General features: G+C 51.9%; 15 protein-coding genes, 1 riboswitch and 1 other annotated feature. Of the genes, 7 read left to right on the forward strand and 8 right to left on the reverse strand.

The window, feature by feature from the left end; genetic code table 11:
* Positions 1-34: 34 nt before the first annotated feature.
* Both KNP74_RS08520 and KNP74_RS08525 read right to left on the reverse strand, forming a co-directional pair.
* Complete coding sequence (locus KNP74_RS08520) at positions 35-2,503, reverse strand: CoA-disulfide reductase (RefSeq protein ID WP_214764033.1); 2,469 nt, start codon at positions 2,501-2,503, stop codon at positions 35-37.
* Positions 2,500-2,805 carry a rhodanese-like domain-containing protein gene (locus tag KNP74_RS08525; protein WP_214710656.1) on the reverse strand — a complete coding sequence of 102 codons (306 nt, stop codon included), beginning with the start codon at positions 2,803-2,805 and terminating at the stop codon, positions 2,500-2,502. Before KNP74_RS08525 ends, KNP74_RS08520 begins: the two co-directional genes overlap by 4 nt.
* A 285-nt stretch (positions 2,806-3,090) precedes the next feature.
* Between KNP74_RS08525 and KNP74_RS08530 the strand changes: the two genes are divergently transcribed.
* The 3 genes from KNP74_RS08530 to KNP74_RS08540 all read left to right on the forward strand — a co-directional run bounded on the left by KNP74_RS08530 (position 3,091) and on the right by KNP74_RS08540 (position 4,890).
* Positions 3,091-3,357 (forward strand): metal-sensitive transcriptional regulator, encoded by a 267-nt coding sequence (locus KNP74_RS08530; protein ID WP_138860044.1) that lies wholly within the window; start codon positions 3,091-3,093, stop codon positions 3,355-3,357.
* Positions 3,358-3,423: 66 nt separating this feature from the next.
* The gene (locus tag KNP74_RS08535; RefSeq protein WP_016509669.1) at positions 3,424-3,855 is read left to right on the forward strand and encodes a type III secretion system chaperone family protein; all 432 of its coding nucleotides are present in this window, start codon (positions 3,424-3,426) and stop codon (positions 3,853-3,855) included.
* A 90-nt stretch (positions 3,856-3,945) separates the two neighbouring features.
* A complete protein-coding gene (locus KNP74_RS08540) occupies positions 3,946-4,890 on the forward strand; it encodes a DUF4003 family protein (protein ID WP_251130131.1) in 945 nt (314 codons plus the stop codon).
* A gap of 21 nt (positions 4,891-4,911) precedes the next feature.
* Here the strand turns inward: KNP74_RS08540 and KNP74_RS08545 are convergent, their stop codons facing one another.
* From KNP74_RS08545 to KNP74_RS08560, 4 genes are all read right to left on the reverse strand, one after another.
* Positions 4,912-5,634: a YwiC-like family protein gene (locus tag KNP74_RS08545; RefSeq protein WP_138860045.1), complete on the reverse strand. Its 723-nt coding sequence runs from the start codon at positions 5,632-5,634 to the stop codon at positions 4,912-4,914.
* 80 nt (positions 5,635-5,714) lie between these two features.
* Entirely contained in the window at positions 5,715-6,350 is a 636-nt protein-coding gene (locus KNP74_RS08550; RefSeq protein WP_214764034.1) for a YitT family protein, read from the reverse strand.
* A gap of 253 nt (positions 6,351-6,603) precedes the next feature.
* Positions 6,604-8,727, reverse strand: coding sequence for an MMPL family transporter (locus tag KNP74_RS08555; protein WP_214764035.1), 2,124 nt, complete (start codon positions 8,725-8,727; stop codon positions 6,604-6,606).
* Positions 8,728-8,828: 101 nt separating this feature from the next.
* A complete protein-coding gene (locus KNP74_RS08560) occupies positions 8,829-9,620 on the reverse strand; it encodes a hypothetical protein (RefSeq protein WP_214764036.1) in 792 nt (263 codons plus the stop codon).
* 140 nt (positions 9,621-9,760) lie between these two features.
* Here KNP74_RS08560 and KNP74_RS08565 point away from each other — a divergent pair, with 140 nt between their 5' ends.
* Complete coding sequence (locus KNP74_RS08565; protein ID WP_021068148.1) at positions 9,761-9,925, forward strand: YycC family protein; 165 nt, start codon at positions 9,761-9,763, stop codon at positions 9,923-9,925.
* Between the two features lie 15 nt (positions 9,926-9,940).
* Here KNP74_RS08565 and pulA read toward each other — a convergent pair whose 3' ends face one another.
* On the reverse strand, positions 9,941-11,935 hold the full coding sequence (pulA, locus tag KNP74_RS08570; protein ID WP_214764037.1) for a type I pullulanase: 1,995 nt from the start codon (positions 11,933-11,935) through the stop codon (positions 9,941-9,943).
* A 70-nt stretch (positions 11,936-12,005) separates the two neighbouring features.
* Between pulA and KNP74_RS08575 the strand changes: the two genes are divergently transcribed.
* Positions 12,006-12,497: a YajQ family cyclic di-GMP-binding protein gene (locus KNP74_RS08575; protein ID WP_214710661.1), complete on the forward strand. Its 492-nt coding sequence runs from the start codon at positions 12,006-12,008 to the stop codon at positions 12,495-12,497.
* On the forward strand, positions 12,494-13,072 hold the full coding sequence (locus KNP74_RS08580) for a metallophosphoesterase family protein (RefSeq protein WP_034780835.1): 579 nt from the start codon (positions 12,494-12,496) through the stop codon (positions 13,070-13,072). Before KNP74_RS08575 ends, KNP74_RS08580 begins: the two co-directional genes overlap by 4 nt.
* Before the next feature lie 37 nt (positions 13,073-13,109).
* On the opposite strand, the gene argS is transcribed toward KNP74_RS08580, so the two are convergent.
* Positions 13,110-14,792: an arginine--tRNA ligase gene (argS, locus tag KNP74_RS08585; RefSeq protein ID WP_034780833.1), complete on the reverse strand. Its 1,683-nt coding sequence runs from the start codon at positions 14,790-14,792 to the stop codon at positions 13,110-13,112.
* Positions 14,793-14,844: 52 nt separating this feature from the next.
* Positions 14,845-15,057, reverse strand: a binding site (T-box leader).
* Between the two features lie 152 nt (positions 15,058-15,209).
* On the opposite strand from argS, the gene KNP74_RS08590 reads away from it, so the two are divergent.
* The gene (locus tag KNP74_RS08590) at positions 15,210-16,889 is read left to right on the forward strand and encodes a GGDEF domain-containing protein (protein WP_251130132.1); all 1,680 of its coding nucleotides are present in this window, start codon (positions 15,210-15,212) and stop codon (positions 16,887-16,889) included.
* Positions 16,890-16,985: 96 nt separating this feature from the next.
* Positions 16,986-17,081, forward strand: a riboswitch (SAM riboswitch).
* The last annotated feature ends 33 nt before the right edge of the window (positions 17,082-17,114 follow it).

Here is a 17,114-nt window from a genome sequence, read left to right on the forward strand (position 1 = left end):
TCAAGTGACCGATCGCCCATCCTGCATCATTTGATTAGATGAAGAGGTTCAAGTTGCCGCCTTCAGCCGCCCCGAGGTATGCTGCCACACCACCGAGATCGATGCCGTCGATCAACTCTTCTTCTTTGATTCCCATGACGTCCATCGACATCGTACAAGCGACCATTTTGACGCCTGCTTCTTGAGCCGATTTGATCATTTCGTCAAGTGATGGCACATTTTTGTCGCTCATCACTTTTTTCATCATCTTTTGACCAACTCCACCGAAGTTCATGTTCGAGAGTGGAAGTTCACCCGCATGCGATGGCATCATCATGCCGAACATCTTCTCGAGACCTTGTTTCTTCACTTCCGGTGCATCTGGCTTACGAATGACGTTGAGTCCCCAGAATGTGAAGAACATCGTCACGTCTTTGCCCATCGCCGCCGCACCTTGGGCGATGATGAACGAAGCGAGCGCGCGGTCGAAATCTCCGCTGAAGACGACCATCGATGCGCCGTCTGTCGCTGGTGCCCCTGCTTGTACAGCCGCAGGACCATTACCTTTTTGAAGAATTGCTTCCACGCGACCGTTCACGAACTGTTTCGAGACGAGCTTGTTGCCGGTTTTCTTAGCCCATGCTTCGATGTCTGCAAAGAAACCAGGGTCACTCGCGAGGACACGAAGCGTCTCGCCTTCGCCGAGCTCGGCTACTTTTTTATTTACTTCTAAAATTGGTCCCGGGCATTGCAGACCGCATGTATCTAGGAAAATCGGTTCCCCGACTGGTTCATTTGTCATTGCTGGCGGTGCCTCCTCCGTTACTGTTGCGGCAGTCTCACTCTCTGCCTTCGTGCCTGCCTCAATGGCATCAAAATCACGTTTTACTTGTGACCATGTTTTGTAGCCACCGCTCAAGTTTTTCACCTTGAAACCGTTTTGACGCAAGATACGGGATGCGAGATATCCGCGAAGCCCGACTTGGCACGTCACATAAATCGTTTCGTCTTTGCTGTAGTTGTCCAAATGATCGCGTAGCGAGTTGAGCGGAACGTTGATTGAACCAGGAATTTTGCCAAGTTCATGTTCTGACTCGTCACGGACGTCGAGCAATGTCGCGCCGTTTTGGACCAACTCGTCAATCTCGTTCCAGTGCACGACTTCGTTATCGCCGAGAACGACGTTCGACGCGACGTAACCGATCATGTTGACTGGATCTTTCGCTGAGCTGAACGGTGGTGCGTAGCTGAGTTCAAGGTCTGGAAGGTCAAGGACCGTCAAGCCACCTTTCATCGCTGTCGCAATCACATCGATCCGTTTATCGACGCCGTTCATTCCCACGCCTTGCGCGCCGTAGATTTCACCTGTCGTCGGATGGAACAAGAGTTTGAGTGATACCGGTGTCGACCCTGGGTAATAACCCGCATGTGAACCCGGGTGCACGTGAACGGCTTCGAATTCTTTACCAGCTGCTGTTAAACGTTTTTCGTTCCAACCTGTCGAAGCAACTGTCATATCGAATACTTTGGCAATCCCAGTCCCCATCGTTCCGTTGTATTTAACGTCACGACCGTTGATGATATCGGCGACAAGACGGCCTTGGCGGTTGGCCGGCCATGCAAGCGGAACGACCGTCGGCTCTTTAAAGATATAATCGAGTACTTCGACAGCATCTCCGATCGCGTAAATGTTCGGATCTGACGTGAGCATCTTCTCGTTGACGCGGATGGCGCCGCGGATGCCTGTTTCAAGTCCTGCTTCCGTTGCGATTGACGATTCTGGCACGACGCCGATTGACAAGACGACCATATCGGTATCGATGACGCGACCGCTCTTCAAGTGGACACGTTTCCCTTTCTCAGAGAACGAATCGACACCGTCAGAAAGCTGAAGGTCGACGCCATGGAGACGCATGTGTTCGTGAACAGGTGATACCATCTCACGATCGAGCGGTGTCATAACTTGGTCGGCCATCTCGACGAGCGTGACCTCGACGCCGCGCTCACGTAAGTTTTCAGCCATTTCGATCCCGATGAAACCGCCACCGATGACTGTCGCGTGTTTCGGCGCTTTGTCGTCAACGTAGCTGCGGATTTTATCCGTATCCGGAATGTTGCGGAGCGTGAAGATGTCTTCTGCTTCTTCAATTCCAGGGATGTTCGGACGAATTGGTTTCGCTCCTGGTGACAAGACGAGTACATCGTACGACTCATCGTATGTTTCGCCCGTCTTAACGTTTTTCACCGATACCGTCTTCTCGGCACGGTTGATTTTTGTCACTTCCGTCAAGTTGCGGATGTCGAGTTGGAAACGTTTATTCATGCCCTCGACCGTTTGGACGAGCAATTTTTGACGATCTTGAATCACGTCACCAATGTAATATGGAAGACCACAGTTCGCGAACGAAATGTATTCGCCCCGGTCGAACATGACGATTTGGTTCTCTTCGTTTAAGCGACGAAGGCGTGCGGCTGCTGAAGCGCCACCGGCGACTCCACCGACGATTACGATTTTTTTACTCATTGCTCATTTCCTCCTTTGACGACCTCACCAGGCCAGCTCATCAAGCCATCTTCTATATTGATCACTTTATAACCTTTCGCTTCCATTTGCCAAGTTGCTTGCGTGCTGCGAGCACCTGAACGGCAGAGAACGATGTATTCTTCTTCAGGGTCGAGTGTCTCGATCCATTCCGAAATTTCAGATAGCGGATAATTGCTCGCGCCAGCAATGTGCGCTTCTTGGAACTCGTCACGTTCACGAACGTCGACGATGTTCACTGGTACTTCAAAATCCATTTGACGTTTTAAAGCAGATGCTTTCACGTTATTTACCCACCCTTTTAATCTATGATGTTTCACTTATTTATTCGTCATCTTGGTAGCGGGCGTCCGACGAAAGTTTGTGATTCATTGAACATATCGCTTCCACGTCATAAATATACCCCCTATGGTATTTGATTGCAAGGGATTTGTTTGACGAAACGGTAAAGTTTCAAAAAATCTTTATCTCAAACGTTGTGGCTCGACACATACTCCCCCACGTATTAAGATGAGACTACACAATAAATAGTTGGGTTACTGAACGATTTGAATATAGAGGTGAATCTAATGGAACAGTATCAATACGATGCGAAAGTATTGAACCGGATGAAACGAGTCGAAGGACAAATCCGGGCCATCATCCGTATGATGGAAGAAGGGAAAGAGTGCCGCGACGTCGTGACGCAGTTGAGCGCGGCTCGTTCGGCACTCGACCGTGCTTCGACCATCATCGTCGCGAAGAACTTGGAGCAGTGCATCATCACCGCCCAAGAAGATGGCGAAGATACGTCAGAAACCGTCGAAGAAGCCATCAAAATGTTGATGAAACGCTAGTTCCCCTTGCTTTCCCTCCGCAAATGGGAGAAAGTTAGAGTAACGACTTTTAAGGGGGACTTGTTTGTGAACTTCGAAGAAAAAGTAGAATCATTTAAAGCGCTCGTCGCTGAACGCAATATGACGTTCAAAGAGAGCGAGACTGAAACGCACGTCACATTCTTGACGCGTGAAACGACTAAATCCGGGGCTCAGCCCGTTATGATTATCGCCTTCAATAAAAAGACGACGGATGCGGAACTTTATGCCGCGACAGTCACACACGTGCCGGACTACGTGGAAGACCTACCGATTCTTAACGCCTTGAACGAGTTCAACCAAGAATTCAAATACTTCCGTTGCGTACTCGATAGCGACCGTGATGTCACGCTCGCCTCGACGCTCGACCTCGACCTCGGCTTCTCGCCAGAGATTATCTTGCAACATTCATTCATGATGTTCCAAGCGGCCGATGAAGTGAACGAGTACATGCAGAAGTTGTATACGCAAGTCCAATAACAAACAGCCGCCCCGGACGAATCCAGGGCGGCTGTTTTTGAATCATTCTTTCGATTGTACTCGTATAAGGAGCAAAAGGAGGAATTGCTGATGATGACACGTTACACCCTTTACCTCGAAGCACTCGAAGGAATCAGGGGAGCGACAAAGTGGTTCACTGACGATTTCCGACGTTTGATGGCCATCAACTACGCCATGCACGATACCCCGTTCGATTCGGGACGGTTCGAACACGCTCAAGCGGTTCTGAAACAGAAGACCGGCATGTTCTCAAAATTTCGCGGCAGTACTAATTTTGTCTGGCTGTCGTTTCTCGATGCCAAGTACGAAGACATCGAACCGGCCATCGACGAGGCACTCCGGCTCGATACGTTACTCGACCGGAAGCACTTCCGCTTCAGTATGTTACGGCCCTTTATCGCGAGCCAACTGATCAACGTCGATGAGCCCGAGCGCCGGCTCGATGAGGCAAGCGCACTCTATCAAACGTTCAAACGAAACCATCCTTGGCTGACGAGCGAAGAAGACCTTCTGTCTGCCCTCGTCCTCGTTCAAGCGTTCGATGACCATGTTGCGCTAAATGAACGAATCGAGACGTATTACGAAGCGTTGAAAGCCGAGTTGCCCCGCTCAAACGAGCTCCAACTCGTCTCCCATCTACTTGCTTTTAGCGACTTGCCTTCAGACGAGGTCATCAACCGCCTGCTCGAGTGGCGCACGCGGCTCCAAGGACAAACAATCGCTGTCAAAAACGAGCATCTGCCAGCGCTCGCCCTCTTGGCCATCGTCGCGGCTCCGAACGACAACGACGAGCGCGACCTGATCGAAATCACGAACGCCGAGAAGGAAAAGCATCGCTGGTTCCACACCCACGCGTTGACGGTCGCCCTGCAACTCGTCGCGGCAAACAACATCAAGGAAGACGCGAGCGATTTACTGTTACACGGGACGTTCGCCCACCTGCTCGCCATGCAACAGGCAGCAACGGCCGCGACGACTGTCGCCATCATCTCTAGCAGCGCTTCAAGCGATTAAAAAAAGAAGGGTCGCCCCTTCTTAAGAAAATAAATACCAGCTGAGACAACCGAGCACGAACACCGAGTTGGCGATTTCGACGATCCCGATCTTCATGATGGGGATCTTTTTGCCGTAGAACGCGACCGCCCGGACGAGACTTGGCGCGTAAGCGAGTGCCAAAACCGGATAGCCGAACGCGATGAAGATGGCGACAAGCAAGGAGTGATACCCCCATGATACGTTTCGATAGAATAGACTTTTTTTCTCTCGAATCATCGTCTTGACGAAAAAGATACTTCCGAGGAAATATAAGTACGGCAAGACGAACATCCACATCATTGTCTCGTCCAAGACCCGTGCCCCGAGATAATAACTCGCCATCCCGCCGATACAAAATGAAGTGACGGCGCTGACGTCGTTCCAGACGTTGCGCTCGTCTTTGATTTTGGCGAAATAGGCGTTGACGAGTCCGAACGGGATCATGGCGAGGACGAACCAGACGAGACGCCACTCGGACAGAAACACCGGGACGGCGGCGACGGTGGCAATCGTCAAATACGTCACGACCGTACGCAACAGTTCCTTAGACTTCTTCCGTTGCTTGATGTATTGGAACAAGAAAAACGTGCCCATATAAACGAATAACCAAGCGATCGCGAACGGGATGTGCGCGAGCGTCCACCCTCCGACGATACCGCCGAGTAAGAACGGTAAGATCAGCATCGACCAGGCGCCGTGCTGTTTTGGAATCATCCATGTCATGTGACTCCCTCCTTCTATGTTTAGTGTAGAAGAAAGATGACTGTAAAACTGTGATAAATTTTACAAAACAAAAAACGATCTCACGCGAGATCGTTTTTTGTTTTTAGTTTGGTCACACTTGGCACGGCTACTTCGACCACATCGTCCGTCAACATTTTCGTGACGACACGACCTGCGATCGAGACCGCGAGAAGCGTGTAAAGCGCGTTCGACAGCGGCAAATAGATGAGCGAGATCGCCAAAACGATGACATCAAATATGATGAGAATCGTCCCGACCGATACGCCGGTCCATTTCGATAGGCCGAGGGCGAATAAACCGTCGCCTCCGGTCGCCCCGCCTGACTTCAAGACAAGACCGAGACCGTAACCGGTCACAATCCCGCTCGCGATGGCGGCAAACAACGTTGCCGGCCAGACTTGAATGTCGAATGTGAGTAAATCCAATCGGTCCCACATCGCATAACTGAGCGATAACGACGCGGCGGCAAGCACGGCTTGTCCGACGAAGCGCCAGCCTTTCCACCAAAGGGCGATTAAAAAGAAGGGGATATCGAGCAAGATCATCGAAATCGCTGGATCGATATCAAATAAATAGCGGCCGAGCAATGCTAGCCCGACGAAGCCCCCTTCTGCCAAACCAAACTGTTCATTCAAATAATAATAACCGAACGCCATGATTAGCGTTCCGAGCACTATGGTAGCAACTCGTTTCATTCCGATTGTCCTCCCCGTTTTCAACGGAGAGGAGGATCCTCAGTCGTAGCCGCGGTTCCATCTGTTCCATCTCCGATCTTCCGTTTGTTGATTTTTACATTGATGTCGCTTGTAAAAACTCAACGCTAGAAGTCCGGCAATTGAAACAGAGGCCATGTCCTCTCGGTATCCATAAAGACCTTCCTTTCCAAAATTGCGCGTAATCATGAAACTATTTTAACACATTTTCACGACTATTTCATTAAATGTATATTTAGTGTAGATTACGTTTCGGTAAATCTTTCTTCCCGAACCACCACCAGTTCCAGTCCCCGAACATTTTCATCAAAGACGGTACGAGCAAGATGCGGATGATTGTCGCGTCGATGAAGATGGCGAGCGCGATCCCGACCCCGAGCTGTTTGATCGGACTGACGCCGGTGAAGGCAAACGCTCCCGTGACGACGATCATGATCACAGCGGCCGACGTGATGATTTTACTCGTCTTGGCGAGTCCCATCTCCGTCGCGTAATCGTTATCCCCGGTCTCCCGATAATATTCCTCAATCCGCGAGACGAGGAACACCTCGTAGTCCATCGATAGGCCGAACACAAGCGAGAAGATAAACACCGGGGTCAATATACTGATCGTCTCGGCGTCATACACGTAACCCGATTCGAAGATGATGACGAGCAGCCCGAACGTCGCCCCGAGACCGAGCACGTTCATGATGATCGCTTTGATTGGGATCAAGACGGAACGGAACGCCCACATGAGGATGAACATCGTCGCCAAGATCACGGTCACGACTGCATATGGGATGCTGTCATAAATCTCTTCATAAATTTCTTCGTTGAACGCGGCTGGTCCCCCGACGTCAAAACCGTTCTCGCGCCAATCTCGGACGAACGCCTGCGCGTCTTTATCACTTGGCGGGACGGCAAAGCTGACGTTGACGAGGGCAAGGTCTGTATTTCCTTCAAGCGTGACGAGACGTTCGAACGCCTCAAGTTGCTCTGGTGCCGCTTCAGCGAGTTGTTGGAATTCGGCTGGTTCGAGACCGGATGCCGTCAAGAACGTCGTGACGTTGTCGACAATCGGATCCTCGGATAGCTCATCAGTGAGTGCGGTCAATTCATCGAGAATCATCGAATCGGTCAAGTCATTCGTCTCAAACAAGAGCACCGCATCGGTCGACGTCTCTCCGAACACGTCGTCCCACCGCTCAAGGGCGGCCCGTGACTCGTACGAGGTCGGGAGCGCATCGGCGTCCGGGATGTTCAGTTCGAGGTCACGGACGAACCAGAGGCTTGGCAATAGCAGCAAGAGCGCGACGAGCGTCATCGTGACGGGACGTCTCATGACGAAGCGGGCCAACTTCTGCCACCGCACTTCAGAACGTGTCTCATTCGTCTTAACGAGCCGTCCTTTATTGATCGTGTCTCCGACGATGTACAGGGCAGACGGCAACAACGTGAGCGCGGACAAGACCGCACCGGCGACGGCAATCAACGCACCGAGGGCAATCGCTTGGAACACATCGACTTGGATGAACAACAACCCAGCCAGTCCGACGAAGACGCAAAGTCCTGAGAATAGAATCGATCGTCCAGCCGTCGCGACCGTTCGGACGATGGCCGCCTCACGTGACTTCCCTTTCGCGAGCTCTTCCCGGTACCGGTTGACGAGCAATAAGGAGAAATCAATGCCGAGCGCGATGGCAATCATCGCGACCGCATTCAACACGAAAATAGACAGTTCCATCGTTTGGGCAAAGAAGAATAGCGAACCCGCTGCCACGATGAACGTGATTAAACCGACGAATAATGGCATAAATGCGGCGAGCGGCGTCCCGAAGACGAGCAAGAGCACGAGCAGCGCGACCGGGATCCCAATCAACTCGGCCCGAATCAAGTCATTCTTTGACGCCTCGTTCAAGTCATCCGCGAACACCGGCTCTCCGGTCAATCGCACGTCTGTATCCGTATCTCGAATCAAGGCGCTGCGGACGTCTTCAATCGACGTCTCGGCCGTATCGTAGTCCTCGAACTCGAGCAATAAATAGGCGACGTCCCCATCGCGTGCCTCCGGATTCTCGGCTGGCGTGATCACGCCATCGACCCCATCGACTTCAGCGAGTCGATCGCGTTGCTGTTCAATCACCGTTTCTAAATCCCCGCCTTCAAGCAAGACGATCATCGAGGCACCGGCCCGGTCGAACCGGTCGTTCAACTTGTCTTCCACTTGGGCGAAACGCCCGTCTTGGATTGCGAACCCGTTGCCGCGCAGTTCACCTGGCAACTGCAATCCGAAATATACCGATACCGCGAGCAATACCGTCCAAATCAACACGACAGCGTAGCGCCATCGGACTAACGCTTGTCCTAATCGTTCCATCCCTGTCCACTCCTCTCCATCTAAGAAGACTGTTCCCGTTTTTTGGGGGATTCACCAAGTCTTCGTAAAAAAATCCTGAACCATGGTCTGGTCCAGGAGCGTCAACGCTCGAACACTTGAAGCCAACTATGGCAAAAGCGACGTGGCGTTGACAAGACGACAAGTCGGTCGCCCGGTTCGTCCAATAAGACGACTTTCAGTAATTCAGTTTCAGCACACACTTCAGACGAGAACACTTCGCGATCGCGTTCAAACAGTTGGAACGACGTCATCGATGTGATCGCGGTCGTCTCGCCGATTTGATCGACGATGGCCAGATCGCGGTCACCTCCGTATGGAATCATCCAAGACGCGCTCGACGCAACATTCTCGACCACGAACTGTTGATTCGGTTCGTCGTACAGCGTCACGAGGCCCGGTGCCGTGAATCGTTCGAAATCATAGTTCGGCTGATAGGCAAGTTCGATGATACTCCCGAACTCGGGGACCTCTTCGTAGCGGCTATACCGGAACGTGTGGTCGTTCAAGTTCAAAGCGACAATGTCTGATTCGGCCGAGTAAAGAAACAGGTCGTCTCCTGACCAGTGGTGCAGGTTACTGAACCAATCGTCATGAAACGTCCGTGGGATCGGATGACGTTCCATCGTCCCGTTTGTTAAATCCATGACTCCGTATGTCTGTAAATCCCGAAACAGCGCGACGGCTCGTCTACCATGAGGCTCAATATATAGTGCGCACGGTGCCCATTTCCACTCGAGTTCCCATCGGATTTGGAACGTCTCGTCAAAAAACAGAAAACCGGTTTGCGCCAAATACAACATCCATCCTCCACCAACGCGCTCCAACCATTCAACCGTTTGATGAAATTGATAGTCAGCTACTTGTTTGTACATTTGATCACTTCCTAGTTTCAGCTTAGCAACGCCCCACGCATTTTTCGATTTTGAATGTGTTCACAGAACACATTCTCCATGCACCTGATTTTCCTGTATACTGGCATTAGCATACCCTGAATGTGAAAGGAGGAACCTCAATGCGCCCACTTCAACTCTCTCCCGAGACGGCGGTCGAGCTTGCTAAAAAGCTGAACGTTCCGCTCGAGGAGCTCATGCATATGCCAAAACACATCATCGTGAAGAAGATGATGGAACTGGAGGCAGCCAAAACTGAAACGAACGAGGAAAAGGAGACGGAATGACGTCTCCTTTTTTGGTTACTGCTGTTTGTTCTTGCGTTTTTTCGCGACGTACCAGAGACCAAGGATCGCAAGGGCAGCGCCGCCGGCGACCGCATATTTGCTGTAATCCGGGCGGCGTTCCGTCACGACGAGCGTCGAGAGCGGTGCGACCGTGACGTGTCGTTCTTCAAGGAGGCGCGGCGCTGTCAAATTGACGGTATGGTCTTCAACGTGGACCTCGAACTTACCGGCCGGCAACTTCACCTCGACCGCTTCCTCGAGCCCGTTATGGTAGACGAGATGACGTTCGACATACCCTTCGACGTGGCGACTCAGTTCAAAGGCGATCACCCCTTCTTCTTCATCGAAGAAGCGCAAATGTTTGCGAATCTGCTCCGTGTTCTCGAGACGGAACAACGGATATTGTTTCCGCAGACTGATCAATCCCTTCACGTATTCGACGCTCGGCGTCTCCTGCTCGGCCCGTGTCCAGTCCAAACGGTTGACGACCTCACCTGAGTTGAAGCTGTTCTCGTCCCCATCTTTTGTTCGGAAGAACTCTTGACCGCTATGCAAGAATGGGATGCCTTGACCGAGCATGACGATCGTTGTCGCGAGGCGATGCCGGCGACGACGTGTCGTCTCGTCATCGTCCGGGTTCGTGACGGCGAGCTTGTCCCAAAGCGTCAAGTTGTCATGACACTCAACGTAGTTCACGACTTGGTTCGGTTCATCGGCAAAACTCTGACTTGTCACCGCGCCGGCAATGCCGCGCTTGACGTCCGCCGTCATATCCGCGTTGCCGCTGATCCAGCCTGGCAAGTCCTCGATGAACACGTCCCCACGAACGCCGTCGCGAATCGCGTCGTTGAACTGGGCGATACGTGGCATCTTATGGGCGTTATGCTGGTTCGCTTTCTTGCGGACCGAGAGCGGCGTGTCGAGATCCCAACCTTCTCCGGTGACGAGAATCGATGGGTCGATGCGATCGAGTGCTTTCCGGACTTGGTTCATCGTCTTGACGTCATGGAGCCCCATCAAATCGAAGCGGAAGCCATCGATCATGAACTCTTTCGCCCAGTATGAGACACATTCGACGATCAACTTCCGCATCATCGCGCGCTCTGAAGCCGTATCGTTCCCACACGCCGAACCATCGGCGAGCTTTCCATCCTCGTTCAAGCGGTAATAGTAATCGGGCACAAACTGACCGAGCGGTGTCGTCAACGCATCATACGTATGGTTGAACACGACGTCCATGATGACACGAATCCCACGGTCGTGCAGTGCCTGGATCATCGCCTTCAACTCGATAATGCGAGCAGCCGGATCATCGGCAGACGAGGCGTACGAACCTTCGACGGCGAAATAATGGACCGGGTCATAACCCCAGTTATAATTCGCCTCACTCTCACGCGACTCGTTCACCGAACCGTAATCGAAGAACGGCATGAGTTGGAGGTGCGTGACGCCGAGCGCGGTGATATAGTCGAGCGCGGTCGGATAGCCGTTCGGCGTTTTCGTGCCGACCTCGGTCATCCCAAGGAATTTGCCACGATGCATGACGCCGCTGTCGGGATGGCTCGTCAAATCACGGACGTGCGCTTCATAAATGACCGCCTCTTGTGAAGAGTGGAAGAGCGGACGTTCTTTGACCCAATGGTCCGGGTTGAGCGCTGACGGGTCGAGCAGACACCCGCGCTTCCCATTGACACCGACGACTTTCGCATACGGATCGAGCGACTCGACACGTTTGCCTTCGACGGTAGCTTCAAACACGTAAAAATATCCTTCGAATGAAGCGCGGTCGAGTTCAAGGACCCACGTCCCTTTCTCGGCCCGTTCGAGCTCAATCCGTTCGAACTTTCGTGCCCGCGGCGTCCGGTATAGTTTTACGGTCATCTCTTCGGCGACTGGCGACCAGACCCGCAACCGGATGATATCACCTTTAAACGTCACCCCGAGGTCTTTGCCGTGATACGCCATATGGTCTAAATCTACATTTGTCTGTTGATCGATAGTATGTTCCATCTCTTTCACTCCTTCACTACTTCAAATCTGCTATCATTATAACAAAACCCTTGTAAAGGATGGATGAAACATGGCAAAAGACAATTCTTTTGATATTGTGTCAGAAATGAACCTGGAAGAAGTGAAGAACGCGATCCAAATCGCCGAGAAAGAAATTTTAAACCGTTACGACTTTAAAGGATCGAAGAGTGAGATGTCACTCGACAACGGCGACCTCGTCCTCGTATCGGATGACGACTACAAGCTCGAGCAATTGAAGGACGTCATGATCTCGAAATTGATCAAGCGCGGCGTGCCGACGAAAAACCTCGACTACCAAAAAATCGAGCGCGCCCTCGGTGGCACCGTCCGTCAGCGCGTCAAGTTGAAGAGCGGCATCGATAAAGACGATGCGAAAAAAATCAACAACGCCATTAAAGAATCAAAATTGAAAGTGAAGTCGCAAATCCAAGACGATCAAATCCGTGTGATGGCCAAGTCACGCGATGACCTCCAAGCCGTCATGCAGCTCGTCCGTGAGCTCGAATTGTCTGTCGATGCCCAATTTACGAACTACCGATGAAGCTCGCCATCATCAGTGACCCGCACGGTTCGTTTGATGATTTGAAGGCCGTCCTCGAGTCGGTCCGGCGTGAGACGGAGCATATCCTCTGCCTCGGCGATTTATATGAATGCCACATTGGCAAAAAGCGACGGAACGAACGGTTCCACGAAGTGTCCGACGTCGTGACGTACGATCCGGATTACGAGGCGCTGCTCACGTTCCCGAGCCTGCGTGGCAATCAAGAAGAACGGATTGACGAGGTGCTCGTCGTGTCGCATCCAGTTAAGACGCGGATTTCATTATTACCGGAACAGACGACGCTCGATGAGGCGTTGTTCTTGCATGGCCATCAAGTGAATTGGAGTCCGGACTGGGAACCGATTGTCGAGAAAGGCAAGTATCCGCTCGTCTTTATCGGCCACAGCCATATCCCGGGGATTTACCGGAAAGGCCGTTCGATTCCCTGGGAAATCGGGAAACCTTTCACATTGAAGAAAAAACGGTACGTCATCAACGTCGGCGCTGTCATCTTCGACCGGGAATGGTGTTTGTACGATACAAAAACCCGGACAGTCACACGAATGAAGGCATAGGAAAAGGGACCCCCTCAAAAGGGTCCCTTATTTGTGCTTACATTTCTTCTGGAGCTTGAACACCGATCAGACGGAGTCCTTCTGTCAATACGATCGTCACCGCTTTGACGAGGGCGAGACGCGACTGTTTACCAGCATCTTCTTCGAGTACACGGACATGGCCGTAATACTTGTTGAACGATTGCGCCAAGTCGAGGACGTAACGGCTGATGATCGACGGTTCACGGCGCTCATGGGCACGTGTGATCACGTGTGGGAACGCGTTGAGCATCGTCACGACGCCCCACGTGTGGTCATCATCCGCACCCGTGAATGTCGAACCGTCGTAGTTGCCCTTACGGAGGAGCGAGTTCGCACGCGCGTTCGTGTACTGCACGTACGGGCCTGTCTCGCCTTCAAACTTGAGCATGCTGTCGAGGTCGAACTCGATGTTGTTGATGCGCTCGTTCTTCAAGTCGTGGAAGATGACCGCGCCGACACCGACCATACGTGCCACGTCGTCCGCGTTCGCAAGTTCTGGGTTCTTCTGGGCGATGTTGCCTTGAGCTTTCTCGATTGCTTCTTTCAGCACTTCCTCGAGCAAGACGATGCGACCTTTTCGTGTCGACATCTTTTTCCCTTCTTGCAAAATCAAACCGAACGGCACGTGGTGCATGCCATCGACGAAGTCGTAGCCGAGTTTACGGAGGACCGAGAACAACTGCTTGAAGTGAAGCGCCTGTTCGCCGCCGACGACGTAGTTCGCTTGGACGAAGTTATACGTCTCATGACGATAAACGGCCGCTGCCAAGTCACGTGTCGCGTAAAGTGTCGCGCCATCTTTCTTTTTAATCAAGCATGGCGGCAAGTTCTCGTCTTCGAGTGAGACGACCATCGCCCCTTCACTTTCGACGAGAAGGTTCTTCTCTTCGAGCATGGCGACGATGCGGTCCATCTTGTCGTTGTAGAACGCCTCCCCGTGGAAGCTGTCGAACTCGACGCCGAGCAAGTCGTAGACTTTTTGGAACTCTTTGAGCGACTCGTCACGGAACCATGTCCATAGCTCTGTCGCTTCTTCGTTGCCGTCTTCAAGTTTCTTGAACCAAGCACGGCCTTCGTCCTCAAGTTCCGGTTGCGTCTTCGCCTCTTCATGGAAGTGAACGTAAAGCTTCAACAATTCGGCAATCGGATGCTCACGTACCGCTTCCTCGTTGCCCCATTTTTTATAGGCGACCATCAGTTTTCCAAACTGTGTCCCCCAGTCCCCAAGGTGGTTGACCCCAACGACGTCGTAGCCGTTTTTACGGGCGATCTGGTTAATGGCGTTCCCGATTACCGTTGAACGGAGGTGTCCCATCGAGAACGGTTTGGCGATGTTCGGTGACGAGAAGTCGGTCACGATTGTCTCGTTGCGTGTCGCATGCGTCGCATAGTCCGCTTTTTCGTCGAGCACCATGTTGATGATTTCTTGTGACACGACGTCACGGCTCAAGAAGACGTTCACGTATGGTCCAGCCGCCTCGACTTTTGTGAACAATTCATCGTTCAAATCGTTCGCGATATCAGTCGCGATCATGACCGGCGCTTTCCGGTAGGCTTTCGCGAGTTGGAAGCAAGGGAAAGCAAGGTCCCCGTGTGCCTCATGTTTTGGTTTTTCAATTAGAGCTTCAATTTGGTCAAGCGTCAACTCGTCCCCGATGACACGGGACAAGGCTTCCGCATATTTGCGTTCATAACTCATTACAATTCCTCCTTATAAAATTTTCATAAAAAAAACGCCCTTTGCACAGATGCAAAGAGACGGGATGGCCCGCGGTACCACTCTTCTTGCCTGCTTGACGCAGACCGCTTTATCGGTGATAACGGGGGTCCCCCGGCTACGCCTACTAAGGTTCGGGCAGCATCTCAAAAGTGCGTTTCGCGATGTTTGTCAGCCTAGGCTCTCACCAATCCCTAGGTCGCTTTGTTGACGGAACGATCGTTACTCTCTTTTTCATCGACTTTCGTCTATGTGGTTGAAAAGCAATTTCATTATAGAGGATATTTCATATAGACTCAATGCTAGAATTCCGCCATTATGATGAATAGGCAGGACTCGGGCATGATTGTGCCGAATCTCCTACCATACATATCGAATTTTCCCATATAGGAGGGAACCATGAACCATTTTCGCAAGATGTCCGTCCTTGGTTGGAGCATATGGAGTGTTTTACTCATATCGACGATCACCTTGTTCGCCACAGGCGTATTGAACATACCCGCCATCGAGCCGTTGCCGTTCATCTTGATCGCGCTCCTTGTCATCATTTTTCAAATGGACTCCATCGAACGGAAAGGCGTCTACTTCACGTTTTCGGAAAGTATCGTCCTCATCATTTTCTTGTTTTTTGATTTCGAGACGGCGCTTTTCGTCAATCAGATTGGTCTCCTCGTCTTCCAGTTCGTCAACTTGAAACCGCGCGTCGCGCTTCGACGCTTCCGCTTCACGTATCCTTGGAACGCCATCACGTCTTTCTTGGAGATTGCCATCCCAGCCGGTGTTTACTTGGCACTTGGTGGTGTAACCGGTCTCGGCTTCTATTCTCAAGACTCGTTCCTGCCGCTCGCCGGTTTGATTCTGGCCATCATCTTGAACACGGTCGTGCAAAAGTATCAAGTCGGTTGGTGGTTCCGCGTCGACATCCCGGTCCGCGATTTTCTGAGCATCGCGTTTTATACGTATATCGTCAGTCTCGTCTTCATTTTGGCGGCCTCGTTGTTCCGGGAGACGAATTTACTCGTCGTCAGCAGCATCGCTGCCGCGTTGACGTTCTTCATCAAGCGGCTCATCATCCAAAAAGGCCGGCAAGACGCCTTTAGATCGTTGATTGAACAGTATGATGAGGCAAAAGAAGCCGTGTCGTTATCGCAGAGCGAGGCGCAAGCCATCGAAGTGTTTCTCAGTCAATGTGAGCGGCTCAATCACTATGACGAAGGGTTCGTCGAGTTTAAACTGTTCGACCGTACCCTGTACTTTGATTTGAAGACGCGTCAGCCGATTGATCGTCACATCGTGTTCGATTTGCTCGATCACGCTTATCCGAACGAAGCCTCGGTCGAATATGAGATGCGCTTCGAATGGGACGCACCACTGTCGAACGAATTTGACGACGACTATCATAGTTTCATCTCGGTTCGGTCCGAGGAGATCGAAGGGATTCGCACGTGGCTCGTCATGACGGGTGAACACGTCTATGGGTATCCCCCGACCATCCAACGTGAAATCGTCAAACTTCTCAAGTCGTTCAACCGGACGATCAGCCGTTGCCATGAGCGCGACCGTCTTTACACGGAAAGTCGGACCGACAGCTTGACGCTCCTCGCCAATGCACGCGCGTTTTACGAATACGGGATTCAACAAATCTCGGACGGTTCGATGTATCCGATTTCGGTCGCGATGCTCGACATCGACTTTTTCAAAAAAATCAACGATGTGCACGGACATCAAGTCGGGGACAGTGTGCTCCAAGAGTTTGGACGGCGGATTCGCCAGGCACTCCGCACCGAAGATTTTGCCGCCCGTTACGGCGGTGAAGAGTTCATCTTGCTATTGAACCGTTGCGATGTCGAACAGGCAATCGAAATCGCCGAACGAATCCGGCAACAAATCGAGAACAAACCGTTCCACGTCGACGGGATCGATATCCCCGTCACCGCTTCGATCGGTGTCGACACGATTCAGGCGTTCGGTGACAAACGCCTCGACGATACGATTCGTAACGCTGACCGGGCCCTCTACGTCGGCGGGAAGTACGCCGGACGCAACCGCGTCGCCCATTACAATTTCTTAACGACCTGACTCACCCCCACGTTCACCGCGTGGGGGTTTGCTATTGACAAGCGGATTTGAAACAAGTACGTTAGGGAACGTGTCTTATAATTAAATATCACAACTTTTTTATCAAGAGAGACTGAGGGACTGGCCCAGTGACGTCTCGGCAGCGGGTAACCTGTGCCAAATCCAGCGAGCAGTCTGCTCGAAAGATGAAAAAAGTGTTTTCTTGTAGAGAGAGCCTTTTTTCAG

It is taken from the genome of Exiguobacterium sp. s141, assembly GCF_018618085.1.
Taxonomy (GTDB): Bacteria; Bacillota; Bacilli; order Exiguobacteriales; family Exiguobacteriaceae; genus Exiguobacterium; species Exiguobacterium mexicanum_A.

Excerpts from the sequence above, each read along its gene's own strand:
- KNP74_RS08580 (WP_034780835.1), top strand. The coding sequence starts at position 12,494 with ATGAAGCTCGCCATCATCAGTGACCCGCACGGTTCGTTTGATGATTTG.
- pulA (WP_214764037.1), bottom strand. The coding sequence starts at position 11,935 with ATGGAACATACTATCGATCAACAGACAAATGTAGATTTAGACCATATG.
- KNP74_RS08545 (WP_138860045.1), bottom strand. The coding sequence starts at position 5,634 with ATGACATGGATGATTCCAAAACAGCACGGCGCCTGGTCGATGCTGATC.
- KNP74_RS08565 (WP_021068148.1), top strand. The coding sequence starts at position 9,761 with ATGCGCCCACTTCAACTCTCTCCCGAGACGGCGGTCGAGCTTGCTAAA.
- KNP74_RS08540 (WP_251130131.1), top strand. The coding sequence starts at position 3,946 with ATGATGACACGTTACACCCTTTACCTCGAAGCACTCGAAGGAATCAGG.
- argS (WP_034780833.1), bottom strand. The coding sequence starts at position 14,792 with ATGAGTTATGAACGCAAATATGCGGAAGCCTTGTCCCGTGTCATCGGG.
- KNP74_RS08575 (WP_214710661.1), top strand. The coding sequence starts at position 12,006 with ATGGCAAAAGACAATTCTTTTGATATTGTGTCAGAAATGAACCTGGAA.
- KNP74_RS08530 (WP_138860044.1), top strand. The coding sequence starts at position 3,091 with ATGGAACAGTATCAATACGATGCGAAAGTATTGAACCGGATGAAACGA.
- KNP74_RS08560 (WP_214764036.1), bottom strand. The coding sequence starts at position 9,620 with ATGTACAAACAAGTAGCTGACTATCAATTTCATCAAACGGTTGAATGG.
- KNP74_RS08550 (WP_214764034.1), bottom strand. The coding sequence starts at position 6,350 with ATGAAACGAGTTGCTACCATAGTGCTCGGAACGCTAATCATGGCGTTC.
- KNP74_RS08590 (WP_251130132.1), top strand. The coding sequence starts at position 15,210 with ATGAACCATTTTCGCAAGATGTCCGTCCTTGGTTGGAGCATATGGAGT.
- KNP74_RS08555 (WP_214764035.1), bottom strand. The coding sequence starts at position 8,727 with ATGGAACGATTAGGACAAGCGTTAGTCCGATGGCGCTACGCTGTCGTG.
- KNP74_RS08520 (WP_214764033.1), bottom strand. The coding sequence starts at position 2,503 with ATGAGTAAAAAAATCGTAATCGTCGGTGGAGTCGCCGGTGGCGCTTCA.